General features: G+C 46.6%; 27 protein-coding genes and 1 other annotated feature. Of the genes, 16 read left to right on the top strand and 11 right to left on the bottom strand.

Going from position 1 to position 26579, the window contains the following annotated elements; genetic code table 11:
- Window positions 1–19: 19 nt before the first annotated feature.
- Both JNUCC31_RS09340 and ylbJ read right to left on the bottom strand, forming a co-directional pair.
- The gene (locus tag JNUCC31_RS09340) at window positions 20–823 is read right to left on the bottom strand and encodes an NAD kinase (protein ID WP_192270687.1); all 804 of its coding nucleotides are present in this window, start codon (window positions 821–823) and stop codon (window positions 20–22) included.
- 106 nt (window positions 824–929) lie between these two features.
- Complete coding sequence (gene ylbJ / locus JNUCC31_RS09335; protein WP_192270685.1) at window positions 930–2180, bottom strand: sporulation integral membrane protein YlbJ; 1251 nt, start codon at window positions 2178–2180, stop codon at window positions 930–932.
- A gap of 100 nt (window positions 2181–2280) precedes the next feature.
- Here ylbJ and JNUCC31_RS33230 point away from each other — a divergent pair, with 100 nt between their 5' ends.
- From JNUCC31_RS33230 to JNUCC31_RS09325, 3 genes are all read left to right on the top strand, one after another.
- Window positions 2281–2499 (top strand): hypothetical protein, encoded by a 219-nt coding sequence (locus JNUCC31_RS33230; protein ID WP_228469593.1) that lies wholly within the window; start codon window positions 2281–2283, stop codon window positions 2497–2499.
- A gap of 243 nt (window positions 2500–2742) precedes the next feature.
- Window positions 2743–3120: a globin domain-containing protein gene (locus JNUCC31_RS09330; protein WP_192270683.1), complete on the top strand. Its 378-nt coding sequence runs from the start codon at window positions 2743–2745 to the stop codon at window positions 3118–3120.
- Window positions 3121–3156: 36 nt separating this feature from the next.
- Entirely contained in the window at window positions 3157–3891 is a 735-nt protein-coding gene (locus JNUCC31_RS09325) for a DUF2225 domain-containing protein (protein ID WP_192272898.1), read from the top strand.
- Between the two features lie 14 nt (window positions 3892–3905).
- On the opposite strand, the gene JNUCC31_RS09320 is transcribed toward JNUCC31_RS09325, so the two are convergent.
- On the bottom strand, window positions 3906–4139 hold the full coding sequence (locus tag JNUCC31_RS09320) for a hypothetical protein (protein WP_192270681.1): 234 nt from the start codon (window positions 4137–4139) through the stop codon (window positions 3906–3908).
- On the bottom strand, window positions 4136–4306 hold the full coding sequence (locus tag JNUCC31_RS09315) for a YycC family protein (RefSeq protein WP_192270679.1): 171 nt from the start codon (window positions 4304–4306) through the stop codon (window positions 4136–4138). Before JNUCC31_RS09315 ends, JNUCC31_RS09320 begins: the two co-directional genes overlap by 4 nt.
- A gap of 118 nt (window positions 4307–4424) precedes the next feature.
- Here JNUCC31_RS09315 and JNUCC31_RS09310 point away from each other — a divergent pair, with 118 nt between their 5' ends.
- Both JNUCC31_RS09310 and JNUCC31_RS09305 read left to right on the top strand, forming a co-directional pair.
- On the top strand, window positions 4425–6224 hold the full coding sequence (locus tag JNUCC31_RS09310) for a M3 family oligoendopeptidase (protein WP_192270677.1): 1800 nt from the start codon (window positions 4425–4427) through the stop codon (window positions 6222–6224).
- A 276-nt stretch (window positions 6225–6500) separates the two neighbouring features.
- Window positions 6501–6914 carry an O-methyltransferase gene (locus tag JNUCC31_RS09305; protein WP_192270675.1) on the top strand — a complete coding sequence of 138 codons (414 nt, stop codon included), beginning with the start codon at window positions 6501–6503 and terminating at the stop codon, window positions 6912–6914.
- Window positions 6915–6996: 82 nt separating this feature from the next.
- Here JNUCC31_RS09305 and JNUCC31_RS09300 read toward each other — a convergent pair whose 3' ends face one another.
- Window positions 6997–7230, bottom strand: a complete 234-nt coding sequence (locus tag JNUCC31_RS09300) for an alpha/beta-type small acid-soluble spore protein (RefSeq protein ID WP_105601328.1) — start codon at window positions 7228–7230, stop codon at window positions 6997–6999.
- A 200-nt stretch (window positions 7231–7430) separates the two neighbouring features.
- Window positions 7431–8405, bottom strand: coding sequence for an aldose 1-epimerase (locus tag JNUCC31_RS09295; protein WP_192272896.1), 975 nt, complete (start codon window positions 8403–8405; stop codon window positions 7431–7433).
- Window positions 8406–8653: 248 nt separating this feature from the next.
- Window positions 8654–8919: a binding site (T-box leader), on the top strand.
- A gap of 64 nt (window positions 8920–8983) precedes the next feature.
- On the opposite strand from JNUCC31_RS09295, the gene trpS reads away from it, so the two are divergent.
- Window positions 8984–9976, top strand: coding sequence for a tryptophan--tRNA ligase (trpS, locus tag JNUCC31_RS09290; protein ID WP_192270673.1), 993 nt, complete (start codon window positions 8984–8986; stop codon window positions 9974–9976).
- Between the two features lie 101 nt (window positions 9977–10077).
- Here trpS and JNUCC31_RS09285 read toward each other — a convergent pair whose 3' ends face one another.
- On the bottom strand, window positions 10078–10281 hold the full coding sequence (locus JNUCC31_RS09285; protein ID WP_192270671.1) for a hypothetical protein: 204 nt from the start codon (window positions 10279–10281) through the stop codon (window positions 10078–10080).
- Between the two features lie 119 nt (window positions 10282–10400).
- Between JNUCC31_RS09285 and JNUCC31_RS09280 the strand changes: the two genes are divergently transcribed.
- On the top strand, window positions 10401–10622 hold the full coding sequence (locus JNUCC31_RS09280) for an alpha/beta-type small acid-soluble spore protein (RefSeq protein ID WP_056702318.1): 222 nt from the start codon (window positions 10401–10403) through the stop codon (window positions 10620–10622).
- 107 nt (window positions 10623–10729) lie between these two features.
- Here the strand turns inward: JNUCC31_RS09280 and JNUCC31_RS09275 are convergent, their stop codons facing one another.
- Window positions 10730–11710, bottom strand: a complete 981-nt coding sequence (locus JNUCC31_RS09275) for a metal-dependent hydrolase (RefSeq protein WP_192270669.1) — start codon at window positions 11708–11710, stop codon at window positions 10730–10732.
- Window positions 11711–12255: 545 nt separating this feature from the next.
- Here JNUCC31_RS09275 and JNUCC31_RS09270 point away from each other — a divergent pair.
- Window positions 12256–12867, top strand: a complete 612-nt coding sequence (locus tag JNUCC31_RS09270; protein ID WP_192272894.1) for an SCO family protein — start codon at window positions 12256–12258, stop codon at window positions 12865–12867.
- 87 nt (window positions 12868–12954) lie between these two features.
- Here JNUCC31_RS09270 and JNUCC31_RS09265 read toward each other — a convergent pair whose 3' ends face one another.
- The gene (locus tag JNUCC31_RS09265; RefSeq protein ID WP_024631255.1) at window positions 12955–13302 is read right to left on the bottom strand and encodes a toprim domain-containing protein; all 348 of its coding nucleotides are present in this window, start codon (window positions 13300–13302) and stop codon (window positions 12955–12957) included.
- 172 nt (window positions 13303–13474) lie between these two features.
- Entirely contained in the window at window positions 13475–14650 is a 1176-nt protein-coding gene (locus JNUCC31_RS09260; RefSeq protein WP_192270667.1) for an MFS transporter, read from the bottom strand.
- 217 nt (window positions 14651–14867) lie between these two features.
- Between JNUCC31_RS09260 and JNUCC31_RS09255 the strand changes: the two genes are divergently transcribed.
- The 3 genes from JNUCC31_RS09255 to JNUCC31_RS09245 all read left to right on the top strand — a co-directional run bounded on the left by JNUCC31_RS09255 (window position 14868) and on the right by JNUCC31_RS09245 (window position 18623).
- The gene (locus JNUCC31_RS09255) at window positions 14868–15323 is read left to right on the top strand and encodes an ATPase (protein WP_192270665.1); all 456 of its coding nucleotides are present in this window, start codon (window positions 14868–14870) and stop codon (window positions 15321–15323) included.
- 69 nt (window positions 15324–15392) lie between these two features.
- Window positions 15393–16490 carry a transglutaminase domain-containing protein gene (locus tag JNUCC31_RS09250; protein ID WP_416234429.1) on the top strand — a complete coding sequence of 366 codons (1098 nt, stop codon included), beginning with the start codon at window positions 15393–15395 and terminating at the stop codon, window positions 16488–16490.
- A gap of 105 nt (window positions 16491–16595) precedes the next feature.
- Window positions 16596–18623 carry a peptidoglycan D,D-transpeptidase FtsI family protein gene (locus JNUCC31_RS09245; RefSeq protein WP_192270661.1) on the top strand — a complete coding sequence of 676 codons (2028 nt, stop codon included), beginning with the start codon at window positions 16596–16598 and terminating at the stop codon, window positions 18621–18623.
- Between the two features lie 202 nt (window positions 18624–18825).
- Here the strand turns inward: JNUCC31_RS09245 and JNUCC31_RS09240 are convergent, their stop codons facing one another.
- Complete coding sequence (locus JNUCC31_RS09240; RefSeq protein WP_192265659.1) at window positions 18826–20148, bottom strand: IS4 family transposase; 1323 nt, start codon at window positions 20146–20148, stop codon at window positions 18826–18828.
- Window positions 20149–20637: 489 nt separating this feature from the next.
- Between JNUCC31_RS09240 and JNUCC31_RS09235 the strand changes: the two genes are divergently transcribed.
- From JNUCC31_RS09235 to JNUCC31_RS09215, 5 genes are all read left to right on the top strand, one after another.
- Window positions 20638–22614, top strand: a complete 1977-nt coding sequence (locus tag JNUCC31_RS09235; protein ID WP_192270659.1) for a peptidoglycan D,D-transpeptidase FtsI family protein — start codon at window positions 20638–20640, stop codon at window positions 22612–22614.
- A gap of 237 nt (window positions 22615–22851) precedes the next feature.
- Complete coding sequence (locus tag JNUCC31_RS09230; RefSeq protein ID WP_192272892.1) at window positions 22852–23799, top strand: metal ABC transporter solute-binding protein, Zn/Mn family; 948 nt, start codon at window positions 22852–22854, stop codon at window positions 23797–23799.
- Window positions 23800–23830: 31 nt separating this feature from the next.
- The gene (locus JNUCC31_RS09225) at window positions 23831–24652 is read left to right on the top strand and encodes a metal ABC transporter ATP-binding protein (RefSeq protein WP_228469591.1); all 822 of its coding nucleotides are present in this window, start codon (window positions 23831–23833) and stop codon (window positions 24650–24652) included.
- Window positions 24653–24655: 3 nt separating this feature from the next.
- Window positions 24656–25615, top strand: coding sequence for a metal ABC transporter permease (locus JNUCC31_RS09220; protein WP_192270657.1), 960 nt, complete (start codon window positions 24656–24658; stop codon window positions 25613–25615).
- Window positions 25615–26487, top strand: a complete 873-nt coding sequence (locus JNUCC31_RS09215; RefSeq protein ID WP_090904530.1) for a metal ABC transporter permease — start codon at window positions 25615–25617, stop codon at window positions 26485–26487. Before JNUCC31_RS09220 ends, JNUCC31_RS09215 begins: the two co-directional genes overlap by 1 nt.
- The last annotated feature ends 92 nt before the right edge of the window (window positions 26488–26579 follow it).

The following is a 26579-nucleotide window of genomic DNA, read 5'->3' as shown; positions in this document are numbered from 1 at the left end:
TTTTTTTGATACATATGTTTTAATCCAGAAAGGCAGTACGAACCCGATTCCAAAATGGATAGGGACGAAAACGCGCAAAACTTACCTTATGTTTGGATACCTGACAACGCACCGATATAAGATCTTCCACCATAATATTTACGTGGTCAATGGTAAGCAACAACCGCTGGTCCTTGCGAGAGAAGATATCGCAGTGATGGTGCTTGGGCAAAATAACCGGTGAACCCAACGTTCGATAGACGCGGTTATTAATTGAAGCGATTTCTGCGATCTGAATCGCCTCAATCGTGGGATGCACCATGGCACCGCCAAGTGCCTTGTTGTACGCGGTACTGCCTGAAGGTGTGGACACACAGATACCGTCTCCCCGGAACATCTCGAACGTAACGTCATTAATGTCGACCTGAGCAACGACCGTACCGTCTACACCTTTTAACGTAAATTCGTTCAGTGCGATATAAGAGGTATTGCCCGACTTTTTGCGAATCTCAAGCTCCAGCAGCGGATACTCGACAATTCGAGGTTTAAGTCGTTCCGGGTCTCCTTTGCCACTCATCAATCTCACCAATTCCCGCAATTCTTCCTTCTTCCAATCGGCATAAAAGCCGAGGTGTCCTGTATGAACCCCAACAAAAGCGATATCCGGAATGCGGTCGATGAAATTGTGAAATGCCTGCAGCATCGTACCATCGCCCCCGATGGAAATGACGATCTCCGGTGATTCTGCATCCAGTTTGAACCCTTCCTCTTTGGCCAGCGCATGAAACTGCTGACTGAGATCAATCGATAACTGGTCTCCGCGGTCTTGAACATAGTATCTCAAGATGAAAGCTCCTTTGTGGTCATTATACTACCGATGATAATCAATTCCAGGGAATAACACAATGTTTGGAGTGATATTTCGGTCGAATATACATGCACAAGATCGCTCATTTTTTGACACGTCGGGGTAAGAACAAGGGACTTATTAGCGAAAGCATCAACAGGAATAGTAACACGCCTGCAAATACAGCTGCTCCCGAAAAAAGGTTTTGTCCCCAGTCTGGTGTATATGCAAATGATTCTGGCTTGACACCGGTTTGAAGGAACACAGGCGATCCCGTTTCACCCATCATCGGGTTCCAGAGCAAAAGTACAAGAATAGGGGCAATAAGGGCATGAATGGCTCTGGCGAACAGAAAAGGTCCGTATCTCATCGGCGTGTTGCTTAGCACACTCATAATCTGTGCATGGACAGACAGCCCACCCCAGGAGAGAACAAAGGCAGCAGCAGCAGCTTTATACACAAGCGGAATTGATGAGCCTGCGCTTCCGGCTTCTTTGGCTCCCAAAGTGACCTCAAATAATCCACCTACGATACTGTGTGATAAGGCCGGAGGCAATCCGGTATATTGAAGCAATTGTTCTGTTATTGCATATAATCCACCGAGCGATCCCGTCTGTACAAGCAACTCCATCATGACAGAGAAGAATACAACCAGCCCTCCTACGATAATAATAAGGCGAAGGGATGAAGAGACCGCATGACGCAACAATTCACCAAAAGCCCGTCCATCAGCCATTCTTGCTTCGTGCATCGCATATATGGCTTGAAGCAGTCTGTTCCTGTGTACTTCTCCAGAGACGGACGGACTGTCGCTAGGCATCTGTTTGCTTTTCGCAGAATTTCCATGGAACCTCATGATCAAGCCTACTAGAAAAGCAGCAGCATAGTGCGATGTAACCAGTACGGGAGCGATGGCAGCATGATGAAAAAAACCAACCGATACCGCCCCAATCATGAAGATGGGATCGGATGATGTGGTGAAAGAAACGAGTCGTTCCCCCTCTTCCCGCGTAACCAATTTTTGTTCCCACAACTGTGCGGTTAATTTGGCTCCAGTGGGGTATCCGGAAGCGCAACTGACGGCAAAGACAAAGCCGCCACTTCCGGGAACACGAAACAGCGGACGCATGAGCGGATTAAGGAGGGTACCCAAAAAGTGGACAATGCCAAAGCCGAGCAGCAGCTCAGACAGTACTAAAAAGGGAAAAAGGGAGGGGAAAAGCACGTCCCACCAAATGGATAGTCCGCGTACGCCTGCATGCCAGGTTTCTGTTGGATACAGCACCATTAACACACACAGGATCAGGAGAGCGAGTGGGATCAGGACATGGGTGATTCGTTGTGAAGCGGCCATGAATTCTTCTCCTTTATTTTTGGAATGGTCAACTGTGCAGTAGATCGCTCGCGCTTCTGCCTTCAATATATGAGACAAGGTGGACAAACAGTACAAATTAATGTTTAGAAAGCGCTTGCAAAAGTGGCTGTGTTTTGGAGAGATGTATGCTAAAATAATGAAAACGCCTGAACGTCACCTCATGTTTATAGAAGGTGGAATAAAATCGGATGGAGTGATGATTATGAGCCTTGTCACCGGAATCCTGGTTTGTGCTTTTGTTTATGTTATACGTGCCTCGCTTGTGCGCTCTGAAGAAGAGGACTGGCGAAGTTATTGATGAAATATCTGGTGCGCCAAACCTCTTGTTTGGCGCTTTTTTGTGCCTTCAGCCCGTGAAGGACCTGTAAGGATCATAGCTATGAGGAACCATACCCATGACATGTGATATAGGACTTTTGGGATTTTTTTGATAGAATGAAGATAAAGGCGTTCGTGGCCTTGTTGTTTAATCTCCTTTCACAATTAAGCATGGGAGTGTAATATATGTCAAAATTCGACACAAGAGAGGGGGAATAAGTGAATGAATCCTAATTTAAGCATCTACGATAATCTGGGTGGTGAGGCAGGTGTTCGCGCACTGGTCGAGGCTTTCTATCCGATTGTTCAGCAAAATGAGAAACTGGCTCCTCTTTTTCCAGAAGACATTCAGCCGGTAATGGACAAACAATACATGTTTTTGTCTCAGTTTTTCGGTGGCCCTGCATTGTTTTCCGAAGCTTTTGGCCATCCGATGATGCGTGCCCGCCATATGCACTTTGAAGTGACGGTTGAACGGGCAGAAGCTTGGCTTGCGTGTATGGACCAGGCGCTGACCCAGGTCGGTGTGGAAGAACCATTACATTCTTTTGTCCTGCAACGATTGTCTGGACCTGCACATCACTTTGTGAATACACCTTAGTTCCGACTACAAGCTTAGGGGAGAGGAATGAAACAAGTGGAATTAGAGCCTCTGTATAAGGTAAAGGTGAAGTGTCATTACTGCGAGACTGAGTATGAAACCTCACGAGTAAGACCAAGCCTGAAACGGCCATATCGGACAGATTCCGATTTTTGCGCGTACTACAAGCGGGAGAACCCGGATTTTTATGTTGTACGAATCTGTCCGCAATGCGGATTTGCCTCCACAGAAAATGCAACAGAGCATTTGAATGACATTCAACGTAAGGCTTTCAAGGAACAAATCGGCAACCGATGGGTGAAACGGGACTATAGCGGGGCGCGGACACTTGACCAGGCAATGGATTCCTACAAGCTGGGCTTGCTGTGCGCACAGGTTATTCAGGAGAAAGACCGCGTCGTCGCTGGACTGTTGCATCATATAGCCTGGCTGTATCGGTATATGGAGGATCATGTTCAGGAAAAACGATTTCTTGAATTTAGTCTTGAGGCTTACGTGAAGGTCTTTGAACGTGAAGGTACGGGCGGGAATGAAGCCAAGCTGCTATATCTGCTCGGGGAGTTGAACCGCAGGATCGGTCGATTCCATGAGGCTGTGAAATGGTTCGGCAAAGTCATCCATGACAAACGCATAACCGACGCTGCCATGATTCGTGCTTCGCGGGAGCAGTGGGCATTGCTGCGAGAACAGATGATCTCGAGCAAGATGGAATTGCCAGCTGAGATGATTGAAGCAGACAAAGAGGCTGCGAAACGCAGCCCCATTGGATAAATGACCGTTGTTCTCTAATTACGGACAGGACGACTGGACAACAGGTAATCACTATCATTGTCGATTACAGTCATACTGGCATTACAACAAGGAAAGACCAGCAATTTCTTTTTGCCTTCGCGAATGCGTACAAGCTCCTTGGGTTTGAGCGGCAGCAGGACGTTGCTTGCATGGCAGTACGGACATTGCTGTACATAGATGTCCCCCATCACAATATCGTAAGGCCAGCTGTTCTCAAATGGAATCATTCCTGCTCGCCTTCTTTAGGCGCAGCCTTAGCTGCTTCCTCTTTAGCCAGTTCGGCAATTTTCTGCATCAGGATATGCTGCGGCATATGCATCAGATGTTCGAGGGGAACACCCAGAGATTCTGCTAATTTGACGGCTGTGTCAGCCGAGACTTGTAAAGGTTTCATACAATGACCTCCTGAAAATAGCTTAAACTATTTCTCTAGTATAGAGATATAGTGCCTATAAAACCAGTTCTAATTCAAGGTTTGCTTATCCAATTTACTGAGAGAGGTGCCTTATTAAATGAAAACACCATTACAACCCGTCTGGGATTTGGAGTCCATTTTTAGTGGAGGTTCTGCCTCCGAATCGTTCGCTGCATATTTGATTGAACTGGAGCAAGATGTGCGCAAGCTGCAAAATCTTTTGAAAGAAACACCTGCACCCAAGTCATTGGAAGAGACCCATGCGTTTGATCCAATCCTCGAACTGCTGCAGAGCTGTTACATCCGAATTTCGGAAGGCTCCGCCTTTGTATCCTGTCTTTCTTCGCAAAATCAAAATGATAAAAAGGCAGTTCAGCTTCAGGGAAGCATTAGTTCTCTTGCGGCAATGTTGAACAGTACCAAATCCCAATTTGATAATACGCTTAGCCAGACGTCCGATTCTGTATGGGACGCATGGATTGCCCGGGAAGATGTTCAGCCGCTTGCCTTTGCACTGAATGAGAGCCGCACGCAAGCTCGTGAGAAGCTGTCTCCTGAGCTTGAAGGTCTTGCGCTTGATCTCGGCGTAGATGGTTACCATGGCTGGGGCAAATTCTATAACACAATCGTGAGCAAGGTAAACATTCCATTTGAGCAAGATGGTGAAACCGTGATGCTGTCCGCAGGTCAGGCTGCCAACAAACTGAGTGACAGTGACCGCAATGTACGCGAGACGGTATTTGCTAACTGGGAACAGGCATGGACTGATGTTGAGGACTTCTGTGCAGATACATTGAATCATCTCGCCGGTTTCCGCCTCAAGTTGTATGAGAAGCGCGGCTGGGATGACATTCTTAAAGAGCCACTGGCGATGAACCGGATGTCACGTCAGACGCTCGATACGATGTGGGACGTCATTAACGGTGCCAAGCCTGCATTGGTTCAGTATTTGGAGCGCAAGGCACAACTGCTTGGAGTGGACAAACTCAGCTGGAGTGACGTTGATGCACCTGTAGGGAAATCGGGAGGAAAAGTCACATATGACGAGGCGGCCATCAATATTGTTGATCAATTCGCCAAGTTCAGTCCCAAACTTTCCAAATTTGCAGAGATGGCGTTTGAGAAACGTTGGATCGAAGCAGAGGATCGTCCTGGCAAGCGTCCAGGGGGATTTTGTACATCATTGCCACTCAGCAAAGCAACACGTATTTTCATGACTTTCTCTGGGACGCCTTCCAATGTGTCGACACTTGCTCATGAACTCGGACATGGATATCATCAGCACATTATGGAAGAACTGCCTGCGCTGAATCAACGCTATGCCATGAATGTGGCAGAGACGGCTTCTACTTTTGCCGAGTTGATTGTAGCCGATGCGCTGGTTCAGGCTGCGGAGGATGGACAGGAGAAGCTGGCTCTGCTTGAAGACAAGATTCAGCGAAGTGTTGCTTTCTTCATGAACATTCATGCACGTTTCCTGTTCGAAAACCGTTTCTATGAGCAACGCAAAAAAGGTCTGGTGAATGCTGATGAGCTATCCAAACTCATGGTAGAAGCACAACAGGAGGCTTTCTGTGGTGTGCTTGCGTCGGATCACCCGCATTTCTGGGCATCGAAACTACATTTCTATCTGACAGGTGTGCCATTCTACAACTTCCCATATACCTTTGGCTATATGTTCAGTGCGGGTATTTATGCCAAAGCACAGCAGGAAGGTACAGCCTTTGCGGATAAATATGATGATTTGTTACGAGATACAGGACGCATGTCGGTAGAGGAGCTTGCGCAGAAACATCTGGGTACGGATCTTACTCAACCTGATTTCTGGCAAAATGCAGCGGACTTGGTCATTGCCGATATTGAGCAATTCCTTGAGATGACGGAAACAGCAAAATAAATCGTATGCCTATATATGAAATGAGGCTGCAATTCGATGTGATACACATGGGGTTGCAGTCTTTTTTTTGTTATTTATGAATGTAGTTGAAATTGAATAATTTGTCGCAATTCAGAGAAAAAACTCACTTGAAGAATGCAAAATGGCAACTAATTGTGCAAATTGTAGTTATATTTACCCAAGTTTGTTTGTATTTGTTGAATGGCCCCAATTGTTGTCATATAATGAGTCGTAAGTCCTTGTTTTGTAGGATGAAGTGCATAAAGGAGGAGCGTTATGGTAAAAATTGACCAGCTTTCATTAGCACGACAGTTGGATTTGGTGTTCAAAGAGCTTGATTATGAATTGTCAGGGTTAGATTCAGGTGTAGTTTTTGTGCAAATACGAAATAATGTAATTGGAAAGTTTGGAATTCGACATAATCCGATAACCGGACGTGATGGACAAATGGAAGTGGAGGACGGTGGCTTGAACGAAATTCAACGCTCTTCGTTCCGCGCAATGGCACTGGAGACTTTGAAATTTAAACGGAATTGGACGCACGGAGAAATTGCATATGACTTTACAGTAAGACAGGGTATGATTCTGGTTGATGCTACGATGGAGTCAAACTATAATATGGCGAACCTGATGATTCGTTATCCTAGAACCAATACATACATGGATTCAGGCATGGAGTCGACTTCATAATAGTAATATAAGCACAAAGGAAAAGCGGCACTTCCGGGGAAGGCCGCTTTTGTACTTAGATAACGGAGCACGAATTACGAGCTTACGAACGACCCGATAATTGCTGCTCAGCGATTTGCACCAGACGTTTAGTGATGTAACCACCCAGAGAACCTGTCTCACGGGAAGTGTAGTTACCGTAGTAACCATCTTGGGGAATCGTTACACCCAGTTCTTGTGCAGCTTCCATTTTCAATTGTTGCAATGCTGCTGTTGCTTGGGGAACAACCAGATTGTTGGAGCGGCTTCCGCTACCTTGGTTTTGACCTCCGTACATGTGTGTCACCTCCTTATGGCTTGGTGATGTTAGTATGGTTAGAGAATGAGGAAATATACATGATATGGTGTAAGGTAAAATTTGGACAAAAATGACGAGCTGTTGCATAGAAAAAGCCGACCCAGTATGGATCGGCAGTGTGAAATATAAGGTAAATATAGGGACTGTGTCCTCTAAAAAAACCTGAGAGTACAAGATTACTACTCGGTTGGCAGAACAATCTCAATACGTGTGAAAAGCTCAACCGGCTGTTCGGGTTCCAGACGAATCAGTCCCGTCTGCTCGTCTGTTAAATTCAAATTGGGTGCATCAGGAAGCCATGTGTAGGGTTCAATACACAGAAATTGATCGGATTCGCCCTTTGTAAAGAGGACCCAATGTTTGAAAAATGCTTCATCTGCTGAATATTTCAGCGTATATCCATCCTGCCTGCGCAAGTGAGCTACCGCTGGCTGCCCTTCAGCCGCTTTCAAAATGGTATCCCAGTTTCGTCCCTGCATGTTGATGCCTTCGTTCAATGCAGACCAATGTCCAAGAGATTCTATCTCCCCTGTAGGCAATTGCTCTTCATTCTGAGCGTAAATTCCGGATACCGGAAGTTGAAGTGTCCATTCCGCAGGTTTGCCGTCAAGCAGAAACCATGTATGATATCCCATTCCAAAAGGCGCAGGAGTAGAGCTCAGATTGGTCACACGCAGGCGCTGGCTTAACACCGCGTTTTGCAGTCTGAACGTCATCTCAAGTTTCAAAGGAATAGGGAATTGAGCCATCCAATGCGCTTCATTTTCAGTTAATAATTCCGTTGTAATTGCACAGCCATCTTCATCTTCTTCGATGTCGCTGACACACCAGGACTGGCTGCGGTGGAGGCCGTGAATATGGTTGTCATTGGCCGTATTCTGATCGAATTGGTAATGGACACCTTCATACTGGAATTGTCCTCGGTGAATCCGGCCTGGCGGAACAAGAAGCGGAACGCCGAAGTGATACGGCTTCTGCAAATAAAAGGCGAGTTCATCTTCTTCCGGACTGCGAACGACATCGCGGCCCTGCACGAGATCACGAATGGAAATGATATTATTTCCAAGACGTGGCAGCAAGGTAATTTCCAATTCACGGCTATGTAGGATATACGTGTCGTAACCATTCCATTGGCCTTTGGTCACTTTTTTCATATCGATGCTCCTTTTCCCACTTGAAATCTGTCTGCAAACAGCCATTTCTATCTGCCGTTGCAGGCGTGTCATTGTGTACATGCCACCTATCCATTAGCATTCCAAGTGAATGCTGGCGATCAGGATAAGCAATTCCATCATAACAGATTTCTGTGAAGTGGGTAAAAAAAGCTATTCCCATTTTGACAATCTGCTCTATGCGCATTAAGATGGAATTCTGAAAGATATGTTTTATCTTATGAATGATATTCAAAGCGATGACAGGGATAAGTAAGTTAAGAGAATTCTCTCCAGAAAGCCGATGGTTGATGCGAATCGGTGTGAACTCTTTACCGAATGGACCCTTGAGTGCTGGTTTGAACAGGAAAGGTCCGAGCCTGGGCTATCCTCAGTAGAACTGGACGTATACTCCACGTTACGGGGAAATGAAGGCATTTCTTCACCTTGATCTGATTAGATCGGGATGGATGGAGCAATGCGAATAAGGGTGGCACCACGGTCTCACGTCCCTTGCGGATGTGGGGCCTTTTTGCGTCTGCGGAGAATTGGAACGAACAAATAGGGAGGCGTTATGTGAAATGAAAACAGTACTTTCAGGTATTCAGCCGAGTGGTAAGCTTACATTGGGGAACTACATCGGGGCAATTAAAAACTTTGTGAAATTGCAGCATGACTATCAATGTCACTTCATGGTGGTTGATCTGCATGCTGTGACGGTGGCTCAAGAGCCTGCAGCACTTCGTGAGCAATCCGAGGCGGTAGCTGCCTTGTTTATCGCGGCTGGAATCGATCCGTCAAAATCAAATGTGTTTCTGCAATCCCATGTACCGCAGCACGCGGAACTGGGCTGGTTGATGACCACCCTGACTTCGATGGGCGAGCTCGAACGCATGACGCAGTTCAAGGACAAATCATCAGGTAAAGATTCGGTTGGCGCTGGGTTGTTTGTTTATCCTTCTTTGATGGCTGCTGATATTTTGCTCTATAATGCTGACCTGGTGCCTGTAGGTGAAGATCAGAAGCAGCATCTGGAATTAACACGGGATCTGGCAGGACGGTTTAACCACCGTTATGGTGAATATTTTACGATTCCAGACCCTTATATTCCACAGGTGGGTGCTCGTGTGATGTCGCTGGATGATGCTTCTTCGAAAATGAGCAAGAGTAATCCTAATGCTGGCAGCTACATCGCCTTGCTTGATCCGCCGGATGTGATCCGCAAAAAAATCAGCCGTGCCACAACCGATTCCGGTCGTGAAGTTGTATATGATCCAACAAACAAACCTGAAGTCAGCAACCTGATGAGTATCTACGCTGAATGTGCGGGTCTGACATTGAAGGAAGTTGCGGAGCGTTATGAAGGCAAAATGTATGGTCCGTTCAAAAAAGAACTGGCTGAAGTGGTCGTATCTGTGATTGAACCTTTACAGCAACGGTATCAAGAGATTCGTGAGTCTGGCGAATTGGCCGACATCCTGGAAACTTCAGCACGACGCGCAGAAGCAGTTGCTTCCCAAACACTGAATGAGGTTAAAGAACGTATGGGGTTTGTTCCTAGACGTATGGTGTAAGTGGTAAGGGGAAAATATGCTTAGTAGATGAATAGTTAACATGAATAAAGAGGAGCCTTGTTACGGCTCCTCTTTATGTGGTTGTGCAGACTATTGTGAAACTACCTGCTCGAAGCAGTCTCCGAAGCTGAGCGACCTTCCTGGCGCTCTTTCTTTGCACGAATAACGAATCCCCAGCCGATGTTAGCAATGGACACGACAAACAGCAGTGTAGCCAACCAGCCAGAGTATGAGATCATGATCGCCGTAACCGCTAACAACATAATCGAAGAGAATGCAAACCATAAGGATAAACCCTTGCTCATTGGGAAAAACCTCCACCTACAAATTTAATGAAATTCCGTATAACCTGAAGCGTGCGAGCCATAATAATCTTGCAAGCTTGCAATACATTACAGACACAGATTGAAAGGAGATTTAAAATATGGCTCAAGGATCTCGTTCTTCTAACAACTTGGTGGTACCTCAAGCGACTGCAGCACTGCAACAATTGAAAATGGAGGCTGCACAGGAACTGGGTGTAACTATCCCACAAGACGGTTACTATGGTAACTACACTTCCCGTGAGACAGGTTCTCTGGGTGGCTACATCACCAAACGTCTGGTGCAAATCGCTGAGCAGTCTCTGGCTGGGTCTGGCAAATAATTCATCCTAACAAGTCAGCAACAAGCAGAAAGCCCGGAGCGGAAACGCTCCGGGCTTTCTCGCGCATCAGTTCCTATGTCTGATTGTGCCCTTCCAAGTATCTTTCGTCAAGAGCGTGCAGATAAAAGTTTCTTATCCATTTTCTCATCGCTTAACCAGCCGACATATGTGTCAATGGTTTCAAAATTACGATCCATAACGACCACAGCGACAAATGGATACTGTTTGCGGTGTCGATAACGCACATCTGCCCAGCGAACCTTGTATCCTGCTGGCAATTCCTCCACCTCGGCGACAGCATAGGAAGTGAAGTAAAGAAATGCTGTGACTTCAGGTGATTCGCGTGATGCGGCAACAGCGGCGTGAGTGGACGATGAAGCATGGAGATTCCATATCAGGACAGCATGATCCATTTTGCCAATCTCATAGCTGCCATCGGCATATCTTTTTACCACATGCCAGCGGTTCCAGGATATCGTCGGAATTACCATATAATGACCAGCAGGGTTACTTTTATCGAGCTGTTTCACCTTGCTGACAGCCTGAGCCCGAGCAATGGTCCGCCATACATAATACAGACCAGTTAAAATATACAGTGAAACAAAAAGTGGAGCAGGGGCGATCAGATCGAATGCCCATAACAAAATGGCCAGCACATGTGTAGTAAATAGAAATGGATCAAAAATATGAATGATGTTCCAGGCAATCCAGCGTTCTGTAAATGGCCGTGCTGCTTGGGTTCCATAGGTATTGAACAAATCGGTAAAAACGTGAACGCCTACGGCGACAGCAGTCCAGGCCGCGACGTGTCCAATTGCGACATCCGGGAAGATCAGTGCAATAACCCCGGTAATGAGCAGCACCCATAACAGGAGAAATGGCAGTGAATGGGACATGCCCCGATGGTTCCGGATGTAGAGCGAGTTGCTTTTGAGACGTAACGCCGTATCGATGTCAGGAGCCTGGGAACCTGCGATAGTGCCAATCATGACGGCTGCTGCGAGCATGGGACTACTCGCGACGACAGGATCGACATAAGCCAGACCAGCCAGACCAATGCCCATGACAAAATGTGTAGAAGTATCCATAAACGTCTCCTTTGTGTGGTGTATCGTTAATGCGTATAGCTTCTCTATCTAGGTGATACCCATATATAGTGTATATTATCCGCTTGCCCAGAAGCAAAACACCCTAAACGAACAAAGTTATGACAAGATCCAGCTCATTTGCCAGCAAATGTACGAGCATTGTCAAACTCTTTTCCCTTTTCCTGTGATAAACTTTATATTGAAGCAGAAAGTAACCTCAAGAGATCAAGGAAAACCGCGAACTTGATATCTCCTGAAATGGAACATGCATATAACCAATAATAACTAACGGGGCATTTACCACCGAAATTCGTTTTATCCTATGCCATGATTCTCGGTTTGCCCGGATTATGCGGTATTTTAGGCAAGATTGTCTATGTGATTATGTACACTTGGGTTCTTCGTATACATATGCATCAGAGTGGAATGACCATGAGGAACTTCCATTAAAAATTTCAATTCAGGAAAGTTCAAGATAACATCGATAGCAAGCAAGGTTTTATGTATGCGTATTCATATGCTCTGATACGGAAGGGACGAGAATGATGTTGAAAAAGTATAAATGGACATGGATGCTGCTGGGGCTCGCACTGATTATGGCTGTGTATTTGATGTGGGGTACTGTATTTGCCAGCAAGGAAAAGTTGCCTGAAATTAGGGAGATTCAATCCTTTTCTATGGAAAATGTAGATGGAAGTACAGTGTCTCTGGATGATACGAAAGGAAAGGTGCGTTTGTTCTACTTTTATTTCACCAGCTGTCCGGATGTATGCCCGATTACGACGTTTACGTTATCTCAGGTGCAGGATCTGTTGAAAGAGGACGATACCTTTGGCAAGGATGTCTCGTTTGTGTCCATTTCGTTTGATCCGAAAGTAGATACGAAAGAGAAAATTAAGGAGTTCGCAGACCGATTCCACGCGGATTATTCGGGTTGGTATTTCCTGAGGGGGGATATGGACAAAACAAAGCAGCTCGCCAAGGAATCGTTCCAGATTCTTATTGAGGGTGAGAACAAGGACAATTTTGCCCATATGAACATGATTGGACTGGTAGACCGAAATAATCAGCTGCGCAAGGTGTATAATGCGTTTAATACTGAGGATGTTGAACCTGCTGTCATTGCCGAGGACATTCGCAATCTGATCAAAGAATGAAGAGGCATTTATACATGAACAAGTCATAGTAAGAGGCTGCTTGCCAGGGTAGATTGAACACCCTGACAAGCAGCCTCTTACTTGTTCCTAAAATGACGGGAACTCAGGATATTGGATATACGATTCCAATCCGGCTTTCTCCAACTGGGCGATAATGTACTCGTCGGGAGTTCCCTCCACGCCCGCATAGCCACGCCGTGTGTACATCTGTACTGCATCCGGGAAGGCATCCCGAAGCACACCTCTGATTTTTTTGCCTGAGCTGTCATTATCCATAAATAAGTAGACCTCATCGTAACCAACCTGTTTGCGCAGCGACTCAAGCTTGAGTGAATTCAGTGTGCCAAACGTGCACAAAATGTTGATTTCGGGTCCTACGAGACGTTTCAGTTTGCTGCGGTCATTTTTACCTTCCACAATGACATGAATAGGCATCATATTCACCTCTTGGTCGAGAGCTTATGTCGACATTCCCCGGGAAATGTTGCAGCGAAAATCGACCTGATTATAGTTTAGCTGTAAATGGGGGAATGATGCAAAGCCAGGAAAAAAAACAAGCCTTTCTGTTGTCAAAGGGTACAGATGTAGAATCATCATCTTGATACGGTTAACCAAGTATGCTTTTGGGATCAGCCAGATGAGCCTCGCGTCTGGTTGTGAAATAAGGGAGCAGCATCATACCGATCATCAATAATACAAAGGCAATGAAATATGGAGATAGGTCCACGCGCAGCTGCCCGGCAGTGATTGGACCTATGAAAGAACCAATGGAGGTAGCAATGGATTGCAATGAAAAGATGCGTCCTAGCTTTGCTCCACCACTTAACCGAATAAAAAGTGTTGCCATGGCTGGGAAGACAATGCCTTTGGACATCCCCAGAACGAAGAGTACTGAATATAAAGGAATCTGTGGCATTGCTGCCAGGGTGAAGAAACATAAAGCCATGAGCAGTACACCCGCAACCAAGCGCAGTTTGGGGGAGTACCGATTGAGAAACAGCATGCTCAGAGTAAATAGGGCTCCGATACTGATGATGGAAAACAAGAGTCCTGTAGACATCATGGACGAATGTCCGCCTCCGCGCAGCGGTAATTCAAAAAAAAGAATCCCTTGGGCACAGGCAATGACAAGTGGCAGAGCAAAGTATCGCCAGGACACAGGCAGAAATTTGCTTTTTCCCCCAGCCGTGTTGCTGTGTGTGGGAGGCTCAGTCACTTTTTCATGCTGCACCTCAGTCAAACCTTTAGGCATGGATAGCCAAGCAATTACACCTGATAGAATGAGCAGATAACCAAGACTTGCGAAGGTGGCGGAGAATCCCAGCGCTCCGACAATTAGTGCGCCTGCGGCTGGTGATACCACGGATGCCAGGGTATGCACGACACCATGGCCTGACATATATTTGCCCTGCTTGATCGGATCGTTTGACAGTTGGGCAAGCAGAGCGAGACAGGCCGGGGACAGGAAAGCAAGCACGAATCCACTGATGGAACGCAGGGCAAGCAGCTGCCAGGGAGTATGGATTTGCGCCTGAATAAGTAGAATGATCCCTGCACCCATCAGGCTGAACACAATATAACGGCGACTGCCGTGTTTGTCGATTTGCGTTCCGGCAATCAGATTGCCTGGGAGATGGGTCAAGGAGTAGATGCCCATCATCCAGCCGATGAAGGTGGGAGCCGCCCCGAGCGAGATGGCGAAGGGGGTCAAAATGGGATACTGGGCGTGCAGATCAAAAACAGCAAGGAACAGAAAAAGATATAGCCAGATGGCCGTTTTCACAGAAGCCCCTCCTTGTTAAGCGATGCTAGTTCAATAACTGGACATGAACGTGTTCCCCGTTCCTTAAGCAAAACCTCATGGTACTACTTGTACGCCAGGTGGGACGAACTTAGACCGTTTATTTTTACATGGCAGTGCTTAGCTGACAGCAGCTTCGGAAATCATGTATAATATTCGGGAAGTGTAAATAATCAACTCTAATACGGAAGGTGTAGTCATGAACATAGAAGTAATCAAAGAGTTTGTGATGCAGAACTGGCTGGTGATCGTGGTTGCGTTGATCATTTTGTTCTTTGTTCTGAACGTGGTCAAAACCGTATTGAAATGGGCGATTGCCATCATCATTATTGCGGCTCTACTGATATACAGCGGCATCTCCATTGATCAGATCAAACAGACAGTGACAGACGTACAATCCAGTACGATGGACACATTGAAGAAGGAAGCAACCAGCATGATGCTTAAGGAAGCTTCCAAAGCAACATATACCAAGGGACAGGATGGAGCATTTACCATCACAAGCCCCAATGTGGAGATTAAGGGTAGAACGAATTCGGATAAAGTCGATGTTACATTCCGGGGGATCTCACTGGGTGAATGGAAGGTCGACAACGAAACGATACGAACTTTTGTCAAACAGGCACAAGAGAACGGGACAGCACCGGCTTCGTAGTAAAGGAGGAATGAATACGTGCTGCAAAGTTGGCTCGACAGTCTAAAAGAATTTAATGGCATTACTATTATGCTGTTGCTGATTGTGGCCGCTTCATTGCTGCAGGGATGGTCCAGAGGAGCTTCACGTTCGGCTGGAAGACTCTTTGGTTTCCTCATGGATGGTATTATGGCGGTCATCGGCATTCTATTGTCCATCGGTTTAACATTGTGGCTGGCGCCATATGTTCAGCAATGGTTGTCTGTACATGCTGCAGACATGCCAAATCGTGAGCTGAACCGATGGGAGCAGATGTATTATACATTGATTACGGCCATTGCTGATTTTCCGCTGATGCGGTTTGCCGTGTTATTTGTACTTAGTTATGGTTTCATCCGATTGATTCTCGGATTGCTCTCTTCCCTTATTTTCAGCAGAAGATACAGTTCAGGAGAGCAAGAGAGCAGACCAAAGGGATTTTTCAGCCGCTTTACGGGTGCTGTGATTGGTACAGTCATTGGATCAGTCCGCGGGATGATTGTGATTGCCGTGTTGTTCATGATTGTCAGTCTCTATCCGGGCAGCATGTTCAGTCGCTATGTAGAAGCTTCGCCCATTTATATGCAAGGGGCCAAATCGGTCATAGAGCCATTATCCGGTACATTCATCAAGGATAAGTTGCCGGTTTTTACTCAGGCGGTTCAGAAGGAACTGAGCGGAATCCTGCAACGCAAATATGAAGTCATTGACCATAACATTCCGGCGGATATTGAATCTGCGGCAAAAGAAATTGTGAAGGGTCAAACAACAGATGAAGCCAAAGCTAGGGCATTATATGACTGGGTAGGTTCTCGTATTCAATATGACTATGGTAAAGTGGATGACTATGAGCAAAAGGGCATATGGCACGAGCAGACGCCACAAAATACATTTGATACACGTCAAGGCGTATGTATCGATTACGCTCGTCTATATGCAGTCATGGCTCGTTCGCAGGGGCTTGAAGTTAAAGTGGTCACAGGCCTTGGTTATAATGGGCAGGGTGGATACGGTCCGCATGCCTGGAATGAAATATATTTGAGCGATTCGGAAAGCTGGATACCGCTTGATCCCACTTGGGCGATCAGTGGCGACTGGTTCAATCCGCCTAACTTTGCCGATACCCATCTGAAAGATCAATCCGCTTAAGATTACGCCGGACACGGGTCCGGGAGATGACGACGTTGCCTGGTTATCATGCCGAGGCTGTACAGCCTGGACGGTATGCATCAAGTCATGAAAGAGGTAGGGTGAATGAACAACCATTCAAAAGAGAAGGATGAACTTACGGACAAACGGCGCTTCAGTTCCCGGATGAACGTATTTTTCTTCGCTTCCTTTGTTATTTTTAGCGTTATTATTGTACGTTTGGCATTCTTGCAATTCGTGGAGGGGCCTGAGCTGAGTCAGGAGGAAGCGAGCAACATTACCAAAGACGTACCCCTCGCTCCAGTAAGAGGAACCATTTATGATTCCACGGGTAAGGTGAAGCTTGCTTACTCCAAGCCGATTCAATCCTTGTATCTGACCTTATACAAAAATTATGGAGATGTGGATGGCAAGCCAAATCCGAATATTTCGGAAGTGGAGGACATCGCAACCCGGCTGCATGATGTGTTTGAGCAGTATAAGAAAAAGGATTCCGAGAATCTTACGGTGGAGAAAATTATTGAAGAGATGGACCTCAATTCCCGCAAATCCAATGGCTTCATGCCGCGTCTGATCAAGAGTGATCTGTCCGATGAGGAAGTGGCCTACTTTCTACAGCACAAGGATGAATTTAAGGGGATTCAGATTGTGGAAGAAAGTGTGCGCTACTATGATCCGGATACGGTAGCCGTTCAAACGATTGGTTATCTTAAAAAGTTCAAAAGCTCCAAAGCGTTGAACAAGTACGAAGAGATTGATAAGGCCAATAAAAAGCAAAAGGACCCAGGTCTTGTATATACCGAGAATGAGTTTGTTGGCTTCGACGGACTGGAACTTCAATATCAGGATGTTCTGCGGGGGAAAAGCGGTTATAATTCCGTTGACGTTGACTTGCGGAACTTGCCAGAAGGTGTGGCAGGATCAACTCCACCTGAAAAAGGGTATGACCTGATTACAACGATTAACAAGAATGTTCAGGTGAAAACGGAACAGGCGATTCTGGATCAACTGAGCTGGCTTCATCGAAACCCGGTGTCGGGCAAACTGCATCCGAATGCCAAGACGGGTTTTGCGGTGGCGATGGAAGTGGATACAGGGAAGATTGTTGCTGCTGCCAGTATGCCGGATTATGACACTAACGTGTGGAGAACTGGCGGTATAAGTTCTGAAGATTACGACAAAATAAAATATATTTATCAAAATGGTACGATTCGTGGATTTCCGCCAGATGACTCAGGCAAACGGGCAGAATCCGTCGTATTGCTTGGCTCAACGATCAAGCCACTCAGTGTATTGATCGGTTTGAAGGAAGGTTTCTTTACCACTAACTCGGTGTACGTGGATAGAGGTTCTACTACGTTTGGTGGGGATAACCGAAGAGTGCAGAACTCATCGGGGCATGTGTATGGTGCGCTGTATCCTCGTGATGCGATTCGTCATTCCTCGAACGTGTTCATGATTGACGAAATTGGTAAAAAGCTTTACTCCAAGTATGGTGCAAAGGGTGTTGACGTTTGGGACAAATATATGGAGAAATTTGGGTTAGGTATCTCCACAGGTGTTGACCTGCCTAATGAATATCTTGGGCGCAAAGAATATGGTGAGGACAGCATCGAGAGTTCTTTGACCAAGCTGGTGTATGCCTCCTTTGGTCAACAAGGGAAATATACAACGATGCAGCTTGCTCAATACACCACGATGCTTGCGAACAAAGGAAAACGAATGGAGCCACAATTAGTCAGTGAATTCCGTGATTCAGAGGGCAATGTGGTTGAGAAAATGAAACCGAAGGTCCTCAGCACAGTCGATTTTAATGATGCGTACTGGAATGAGGTACAACGAGGCATGGCAACGGAGGTATCTTCATTTAGCGGTTTCCCTTATGACTTTGCCAGAAAAACAGGAACATCGACACAGGTAGTCGGGGGGAAACCGGTGGATAACGGGGTGTTTATTGCCTACGCACCGCGTAACAATCCGAAGCTGGCTGTAGCTGTGGTTATCCCGGAAGGGGGCTTCGGTTCCAGTAGTGCGGCACCAGTTGCTCGTGCGATCTTCGATGCGTATGACGAGGAGTTTGGTCTGGACGGTGTACCGAAGAAAGATAAAAATAAAGAATCAGATACACAGTAAATGTGAGTCTTGATTTAAAGAGGGGACCCTTTCGAGCAATGTCATTAAGTTTAGCTTAAAGACAAAAATGAGAATAAAAAAATAAAATTGAAACGGCATGGGAAAAGTCCTGTGCCGTTACTTTTTTGTCCAAGTACGAAAAAATGATACAGCAAACAAAGCGGAAGGAATGTCCGCTTAAAAAATGTTCATATGGCACTAATTATGCTACTCTGTATACGAAGCTAACGACTGATTTCCAGCGGATTTTTCGCTTATTCTCCTGTCCTGGTCGATGGGGTCGAATGGGCAATATGTTCTTGCGAATCAGTGCTTCAACATCAGGCGGGGGTTCTTCGTCCCTTGAGCGCAGAAAGTACCTACACACATGAACAGCAACCGTAAAGTTTACTTGGTATAGGTGCTGTTTATCCATTTGCGAAATGATGACGTGCGAGGTCACCATTTCAGCAAAATTGTACAGGATCATTCTTGCGAATATCTCTTGGACGATGGACTCTTGCTTTTTGGCGTGAAAATTGGTCAGACCCACAGTGTATTTTAGTGCCCTGAAAGAAGTTTCAATGCCCCAGCGCAGGTGATAAATAGATTTCAGTGCATCCGGCGGAAAATCATCGGCTGAAAGATTTGTAATGACGGTTTCATAATCGCCCGTTGGCAGTACAAAACGAACAACCCGAAAGAAAATCGGGTAATACAGATTCTCCTGCAGATCCAAAAAATCAAAGGTAGAGGTGGATGGGACGAACTTATACTTCTCAGGCTGAGCCTTAATCTCTTTGGTTTGCTTTTTGGTAAGTGTCAGATGCACGTTCGTATCAAATTCTCCCCCAGAAGGCAAGTGTAAGCCTGAAAGAATCCCCTTTGAATTCAGATCCTTTACCCGAATGACATAGCTCCACCCCTTGCGTTCCAAATGTGCGAAATTGTTGTAGCTTTCATAGCCCCGGTCAGCAATGACAATGGTTTTTCCCTGAATGGGAGAACGATCCACCATCGTGGCGAGCGCCCTTCCCTCGTTGCACAATCTTCGCGGCTGGACGACCGCATCTACATATAGTCGGTTGCATAAGTCATAGGCAGCGTTCAAGTGCAACAGGTTGTAGCCTTTCGTCCCAGGCGCATTTTGAAAGTAGGTATCCGTGTCTGACGAGTCCGTAGCGATATGCAAATCCGAACCGTCAACGGCAAGTAACCGATACCCGCGGTAGTCCTTGATATCCGTGTAGGATTGCGTAAATTGGTGAAACAAGAACTCCACAGCAGACGGCAGAATTTTATTCCGCTGCTGGACAAAAGCAGAAGTGGTTGCGGTGTTCACATCATAGCCTTGGGATTCCAGAAGCTCCTTGTACAGGCTGTTGCCTCCCATAGAGATGAGAAGATGCATTACCGTTTCAAAAGGCAACTTTTTCTTTCGGGTAAAATCGTTTTCCGCGTTTCTAACATAAGGTGCGGGCGCGAGAGACATTTCTCGTATGAGGGATGTCAACTTGTCTTTTAGCGAAATTGCGTACGAATTCATTGGCGTAACCTCCTCTTTGTTTCAAGGGGCTTCGCCACACATTTCTAACAACTTGTCAAGTTTTTTTACGCAAAAAAAGCAGGCCATCTTTTGGATGACCTGCTCTTGTTATTCATTTTTGGGTCTGTGCCTTATCTTAATGACATTGCCCTTTCGAGAGTCCTTTTTACGTTTGTCAGGACTGAGAGGCCAACTTTCCCATAAGCTGCTGCAAATCAGTATGTAACAAACATCGTTCATGCCACGTTTATATAAGAGAATGAAATTTTATTTCAAAAATAATGAGATTAACAATATGTCTGTATTGACACCTTTTTAGAAGAATGGACTATATGTCTCATCTGTTTACGAAAATGTAACCAAAATCTGGAGGACATGGCAGTTGACCTTTGATAGACTTGTAGAAGGAAAGGTATGTATTTGAACCGAATGATGCAATAGGCGTGATAGATGAATCTACTTTTACATAAGAACGGAGAGGCTTATCCCATGTTTAAGCGATTGAGAAAAAAGAAAGTGTCTGAAGAGGAGACACCAATCAACAAGCCGTCTAGTGCAAGAATGAATATGTTTTTTTTCGCTGCGTTTGTGATATTCAGTATCCTTATTTTCAGGTTGGCCTTTGTGCAATTTGTCGAGGGACCTGAACTGACTTATATGGAAACCAGTCGGAATACCAAAGATATTCCACTTGCCCCTGTTCGTGGTCCAATCTATGATGCGACAGGGAAAATAGCGCTGGCTTATTCGGAGCCTGTGCAGTCCCTCTATGTGTTGTTGTATGAAGATTATCGAAATGATGACCGCAAGCAGGAAGCACAGGAACTGGCTGATGAACTGGCAGCTGTGTTTAAGCAGTTCAATCCGGGTGACAAAGAGCAACCGGATGCAGAAGAGATCATTAAACGTTTGGATCTGGATTACCAAAAGACATTTGGATATGTACCAAGGCTGGTTAAATCCGATTTAACAACCAAGGAGATTGCCTATTTTATGGAGAAAAAAGCAGAGTATCCAGGCGTTATGGTCCTTGAGGAAAATGTGCGAAAATATGATCCGGATGGAGTAGCTGTTCAGGTGGTCGGCTACACAAGAGAATTCAAGCGAGTGCCAACTACGTTGAAACAATATAAAACGATATTGGAGTCGAACTCCACTCAGCGTGACCCAGGTCTTGTATATAATCAGGAAGAGAAAGTTGGCTTTGATGGATTGGAACTCCAATATCAGGAAGAACTTCGTGGACGAAGTGGCTACCAGTCCATTGATATTGATGCACGCAATTTGCCGGACGGAACGATGAATCTAACCCCACCTGAAAAGGGGTATAGCCTAATTACAACCATTAACAAGGAAATTCAGATGGTTGCACAACAGGCTATTACAGATGAATTGAGGAAGTTGCCTAATGCCATTACAGGATATGCTGTGGCAATGGAAATCGATACAGGTAACGTAGTAGCGATGGCCAGCATGCCGGATTATGATCCAAATGAGAAATGGGATTACGACAAAATAAAGTATGTATTCCGCAACGGAACCGCGGAGTCTTTCCCTCCCAATGATTCGGGTAAAAAGGCTGAATCTGTTGTTTTGTTGGGCTCCGTTATTAAGCCACTTAGTGTACTAATTGGATTGAAAGAGGGGCTGTTCAGTACAGGTCAAACCTATTTTGACCAAGGTTACGCTACTTTGGGGAAAGATGGGAGGAAGGTTCGAAACTCACACTCGGCATTTAACGGCTCTATTACCGCAAGACGGGCAATCGAAAAATCCTCCAATGCCTTTATGATCGACATGGTTGGTAAAGGCCTCTATAACAAATATGGAGCGGTTAAAGGGGTCGGTGTTTGGCATGAATATATGAAAGATTTTGGATTGGGTGTGTCTACCGGAGTGGACCTGCCTAAAGAGTATTTGGGTACACTGGAATATACTGATGAAGATGAATCCGGGCTGACACGTCTAGCCTTTGCCTCGTTTGGTCAACAAGCGAAGTATACAACGCTGCAACTCGCACAATATACAACCATGCTTGCCAATAAGGGCAAACGGATGGAACCTCATTTGGTGAAAGAAATCCGTGACGCCGAGGGCAATGTGGTCAAGAAAATCAAACCAAAAGTGTTAAACGAGGTTGATTTTGCCGATGCATACTGGAATGAAGTGCATAAAGGCATGGTTACCAAAGTAAGCTCGTTTGACGGCTTCCCCTATGATTATGCACGGAAAACAGGTACCTCCGAGCAGGGGACTGGACCGAACAAAAAGGAAAACGGTGTATTTATCGCGTTTGCACCACGGGATAATCCGAAGCTGGCTATAGCTGTTGTGGTACCCGAAGGTGGCTTTGGATCGGTCAGCGCATCTCCAATCGCACGCAAAATCTTCGATGCATACGATGAAGTATATGGCCTTGATGGGACTCCAAAAGGGAAGAAAAATCAGGAGAAAGATACAGAGTAACGTGAAGCGACGCACAAGAAATAGAGGAGACAAGTTAGAAGAAAACAGGCCGATGAAAAGGCCGTCATACTCATTTGGACAGGCAAGGGAAATTATCCCTTGCCTTTTTATTTTTCATCGGCTAAAATTTGCACAAGGGAAACATTATTAGTCTGATATAAATTTTAATACCTTGTACAACAAAATTAGATGAGGACAATTATGTTAGGAGAGGGAAAGGGGCGATTGGAATTGTTGATGGTAAAGATGAGGAGCATTCAGAGAGGATGGATGACGCTGGCGGCTGTTGTTCTGGTTATCATGCTAACAGCATGCTCAGGTGCAGCGGAAACAGGAGGTAGTGAAGGGAAGGTGCAGGTCACAGCCACAACAGGCATGATTGCGGATGTAGCACGTGAGATCGGCGGGGCATATGTTGATGTCACCGGGCTGATGGGCCCAGGGGTAGACCCTCACTTGTACAAGGCTTCGCAGGGAGATATTCGGAAGCTGGAGCAAGCGAAGGTCATTTTCTATAACGGATTGCATCTTGAAGGGAAAATGACAGACATCTTGGAGAAAATGTCCAAGAGCAAAATAGTAACGGCTGTCACGGAGAACATTCCGGTGGATCAATTGCGTTCAGGAAAAGATACAGGCGGAACGGAATACGATCCACACGTCTGGTTTGATGTCAGCCACTGGATGCATGCGACAGAGGCTGTGCGCGATACACTCGTGGAAGCAGACCCGGAACATGCAGAAGAGTACAAGGCCCAGGCAGCGCAGTACCTAACGAAACTGGAGGCATTGGATTCTGAGGTGCGGGAAAAAATCCAGGAGATCCCGGAAGCAAGTCGGGTATTGGTAACTGCGCATGATGCGTTTGGATACTTCGGCCAAGCCTATGGCATGAACGTGATGGGGCTTCAAGGAATCAGTACAGCAGCCGAGTATGGTGCGAGGGATGTCAGCGAGCTGCGGGATTATCTCGTGGACAACCATATCAAGGCTGTATTTGTAGAATCCAGCGTACCGGCAAAGGCAATGGAAGCGATTATTGCCGGGGCAGCCGAAAAAGGTCATACCGTAAGCATTGGTGGTGAATTGTTCTCGGATGCGATGGGTGCTGAGGGAACAGAAGAAGGCACGTATATCGGCATGATCCGCCACAATACCGAGACAATTGTAGAAGCATTAAAATGATGAGCCACATGAAGAGAGGAGTGGATAGAGCATGAGCGATGCAACCTTATTCGAAAGATCCAACACACATACGAATCCTAATCAATTGCAAGGAACGCAGCCAACATCAGCTCCTCTGAGTGTTCGGGATCTGGCGGTGGCCTATCATAAAAAGCCGGTACTTAGCGGGGTGTCCTTTGATATTCCTGAAGGCCAGCTGATCGGTATACTCGGTCCCAATGGAGCCGGGAAATCGACCCTGATCAAAGCGGTTCTGGGGCTGGTGCCTAAAATGCACGGCGAGGTCCGAATTTTCGGTCAATCCTACCGTGAACAACGGCGTCGAATTGGCTATGTCCCTCAGCGGGAATCTGTCGATTGGGATTTCCCGACTCATGCGCTTGATGTTGTCATGATGGGCCGTTATGGGCATCTGGGCTGGTTCCGTCGTCCAGGCAAAAAAGAACGGGATCTGGCCGCACACTGCCTGGAGCAAGTGGGAATGGGAGATTATATGCATCGCCAGATCAGCCAGCTGTCCGGCGGACAGCAGCAGCGTGTCTTTCTGGCACGGGCACTGGTACAGGATGCCGATCTGTATTTCATGGATGAGCCGTTTGCAGGTGTGGATGCCACAACGGAAAAAGCCATCATTTCACTTTTGGAACAGTTGAAGAAGCAAGGAAAGACCGTACTGGTTGTTCACCATGATCTGGCGACAGTAGAGGAATATTTTGACCATGTGCTGCTGCTCAATGGACGGCTGGTTGCAGGTGGACCGACGAGTGAAGTGTTTGTACCGGAAACATTGCAAGAGACGTACGGAGGCCGGATTGCGATGATCGGAAGCCGGACGGAGAAAGGTCAGGTGTAGTCCATGTGGAACTGGATAGTAGCCATTTTGTCCGATCCCAATACACGCTGGATATTGCTTGGCTGTCTGCTGCTCGGATTCAGTAGTGGAATTATTGGCTCATTCACATTTTTGCGTCGTCAAAGTCTGATGGGAGATACACTGGCTCATGCAGCCCTCCCGGGGATTTGTATCGCGTTTATGTTAACTGAAACCAAATCGGTCGGATTATTTTTGTTCGGCGCACTTGTCGCCGGGATTGTTGCAACCTTCGGCATATCGTGGATTACACGCTATTCCCGGATTAAGCAAGATGCGGCGATGGGGATTGTGCTGACCGTATTTTTCGGTATTGGCGTAGTGATGCTTACTCGGATTCAGCACGGTGCAAGCGGCAGTCAGAGTGGACTGGATAAATATTTGTTTGGTCAGGCCGCATCCATGGTGATGACGGATGTGTACGTCATGGGCAGTGTCTGTCTGGTATTATTGATTGCTTGTCTTGCATGGTTCAAGGAATTCAAGCTGGTGAGCTTTGATCCGGGATTTGCACGGGGGATGGGGTTGCCAGTCGCCATGCTGGAACAACTGATTCTGCTGTTGACTGTTATCGCCGTTGTTGCAGGGATTCAGGCGGTTGGGGTGGTACTTGTAGCCGCTCTGCTGGTGACACCGGCAGCAGCAGCACGGTGCTGGACCGATTCACTCGCACTTATGGTGCTGCTGGCAGGTGTGTTTGGCGCTCTGAGTGGTGCGACAGGTACCATCTTCAGCACACTGGTGCCTAATCTGCCAACTGGACCTGTAACGGTTCTGGCAGCTACAGTGTTGTTTGCCGGTTCTGCATTGCTGGCTCCACGTCGTGGATTGCTGGCTCGGCGTTTACGCAGCATTCAGGCGAAATCCGCTTATCTGAGAGAAGAGCGTGCCACGCTCCAGACAATCTCCGCACAGCGGGCACAGCAGGAACGGGGTGAGCTGTAATGGCAACGTTTTGGATTATATTGACGGCTATCTTGGTATCCTCCGCCTGTGCCATTCTCGGCTGTTTCCTGATTTTAAGGCGAATGGCTCTGGTAGGAGATGCGATCAGTCATGCGGTTCTTCCGGGTATTGCCATTGCCTTCCTGTGGAGCGGTTCACGTGACTCTCTGTGGATGCTGCTCGGCGCAACCGTATTTGGATTACTGACGGTGTTCTTCATTCAAAGCTTGCAGGCTGGAGGACTATCGTCTGATGCTTCCATCGGGATTGTATTTACAGCACTATTCGCAGTGGGTGTCATTTTGATTAGTTTGAACGCCCAACATATAGACTTGGATCTCGATTGTGTGTTATTCGGTGAGATCGCTTATGTGCAGTGGGATACTCTAACCCTTGGAGGGACAGATGTAGGCCCAAGGGCGGTCTGGATGCTGGGTATCACCTTGCTGGTTATCCTCCTTGTAATCGGGTTGTTCTACAAGCAGTTCAAGTTGTGTGCTTTTGATCCGGCGCTGGCTGCGGCCTGCGGCATTCCGGTGGTGCTGTTTCACTATCTGCTTATGGGGCTCGTTTCCATGACCTCTGTGGCTTCATTTGAAAGTGTAGGGTCCATTCTCGTGGTGGGCATGTTGATTGTACCTGCGGCGACGGCTTACCTGCTCACGGATCGACTGGGCAAAATGATTCTGTACAGCGTGCTCGTGGGAGCCGCTTCCTCGGTTGGAGGCTACATCATGGCTTACGCGCTGGATGCTTCCATTGCAGGATGTATGGTTGCCGTAGCAGGTATTCTGTTTGTGCTGGCTCTGTTGCTGTCTCCAAAGCACGGTATTGTGTTCCGTTATGCTCGTCGCAAATTCGCAGCACGTTAATTCATAAAGACTTAAGATCCACCCAATCCCAATAGCAGCTCCTCCTGCCGGAGTGAGCTGCTATTGGGATGCCTAAAGGTGGCAATGAGGTA

This window comes from Paenibacillus sp. JNUCC-31 (genome assembly GCF_014844075.1).
GTDB lineage: Bacteria > Bacillota > Bacilli > Paenibacillales > Paenibacillaceae > Paenibacillus.
This window is presented reverse-complemented; position numbering and strand designations above follow the sequence as displayed.

Coding starts and splice junctions, on each gene's coding strand:
- JNUCC31_RS09295 (WP_192272896.1), bottom strand. CDS start 8,405: ATGAAAAAAGTGACCAAAGGCCAATGGAATGGTTACGACACGTATATC.
- JNUCC31_RS09250 (WP_416234429.1), top strand. CDS start 15,393: ATGCTGTTGCTGATTGTGGCCGCTTCATTGCTGCAGGGATGGTCCAGA.
- JNUCC31_RS33230 (WP_228469593.1), top strand. CDS start 2,281: ATGTTTAGAAAGCGCTTGCAAAAGTGGCTGTGTTTTGGAGAGATGTAT.
- JNUCC31_RS09275 (WP_192270669.1), bottom strand. CDS start 11,710: ATGGATACTTCTACACATTTTGTCATGGGCATTGGTCTGGCTGGTCTG.
- JNUCC31_RS09220 (WP_192270657.1), top strand. CDS start 24,656: ATGTGGAACTGGATAGTAGCCATTTTGTCCGATCCCAATACACGCTGG.
- JNUCC31_RS09245 (WP_192270661.1), top strand. CDS start 16,596: ATGAACAACCATTCAAAAGAGAAGGATGAACTTACGGACAAACGGCGC.
- JNUCC31_RS09310 (WP_192270677.1), top strand. CDS start 4,425: ATGAAAACACCATTACAACCCGTCTGGGATTTGGAGTCCATTTTTAGT.
- JNUCC31_RS09215 (WP_090904530.1), top strand. CDS start 25,615: ATGGCAACGTTTTGGATTATATTGACGGCTATCTTGGTATCCTCCGCC.
- JNUCC31_RS09270 (WP_192272894.1), top strand. CDS start 12,256: ATGTTGAAAAAGTATAAATGGACATGGATGCTGCTGGGGCTCGCACTG.
- JNUCC31_RS09235 (WP_192270659.1), top strand. CDS start 20,638: ATGTTTAAGCGATTGAGAAAAAAGAAAGTGTCTGAAGAGGAGACACCA.
- JNUCC31_RS09255 (WP_192270665.1), top strand. CDS start 14,868: ATGAACATAGAAGTAATCAAAGAGTTTGTGATGCAGAACTGGCTGGTG.
- JNUCC31_RS09240 (WP_192265659.1), bottom strand. CDS start 20,148: ATGAATTCGTACGCAATTTCGCTAAAAGACAAGTTGACATCCCTCATA.
- JNUCC31_RS09225 (WP_228469591.1), top strand. CDS start 23,831: ATGAGCGATGCAACCTTATTCGAAAGATCCAACACACATACGAATCCT.
- JNUCC31_RS09315 (WP_192270679.1), bottom strand. CDS start 4,306: ATGAAACCTTTACAAGTCTCGGCTGACACAGCCGTCAAATTAGCAGAA.
- JNUCC31_RS09305 (WP_192270675.1), top strand. CDS start 6,501: ATGGTAAAAATTGACCAGCTTTCATTAGCACGACAGTTGGATTTGGTG.
- JNUCC31_RS09285 (WP_192270671.1), bottom strand. CDS start 10,281: ATGAGCAAGGGTTTATCCTTATGGTTTGCATTCTCTTCGATTATGTTG.
- JNUCC31_RS09265 (WP_024631255.1), bottom strand. CDS start 13,302: ATGCCTATTCATGTCATTGTGGAAGGTAAAAATGACCGCAGCAAACTG.
- JNUCC31_RS09300 (WP_105601328.1), bottom strand. CDS start 7,230: ATGTACGGAGGTCAAAACCAAGGTAGCGGAAGCCGCTCCAACAATCTG.
- JNUCC31_RS09230 (WP_192272892.1), top strand. CDS start 22,852: ATGGTAAAGATGAGGAGCATTCAGAGAGGATGGATGACGCTGGCGGCT.
- ylbJ (WP_192270685.1), bottom strand. CDS start 2,180: ATGGCCGCTTCACAACGAATCACCCATGTCCTGATCCCACTCGCTCTC.
- JNUCC31_RS09280 (WP_056702318.1), top strand. CDS start 10,401: ATGGCTCAAGGATCTCGTTCTTCTAACAACTTGGTGGTACCTCAAGCG.
- trpS (WP_192270673.1), top strand. CDS start 8,984: ATGAAAACAGTACTTTCAGGTATTCAGCCGAGTGGTAAGCTTACATTG.
- JNUCC31_RS09330 (WP_192270683.1), top strand. CDS start 2,743: ATGAATCCTAATTTAAGCATCTACGATAATCTGGGTGGTGAGGCAGGT.
- JNUCC31_RS09320 (WP_192270681.1), bottom strand. CDS start 4,139: ATGATTCCATTTGAGAACAGCTGGCCTTACGATATTGTGATGGGGGAC.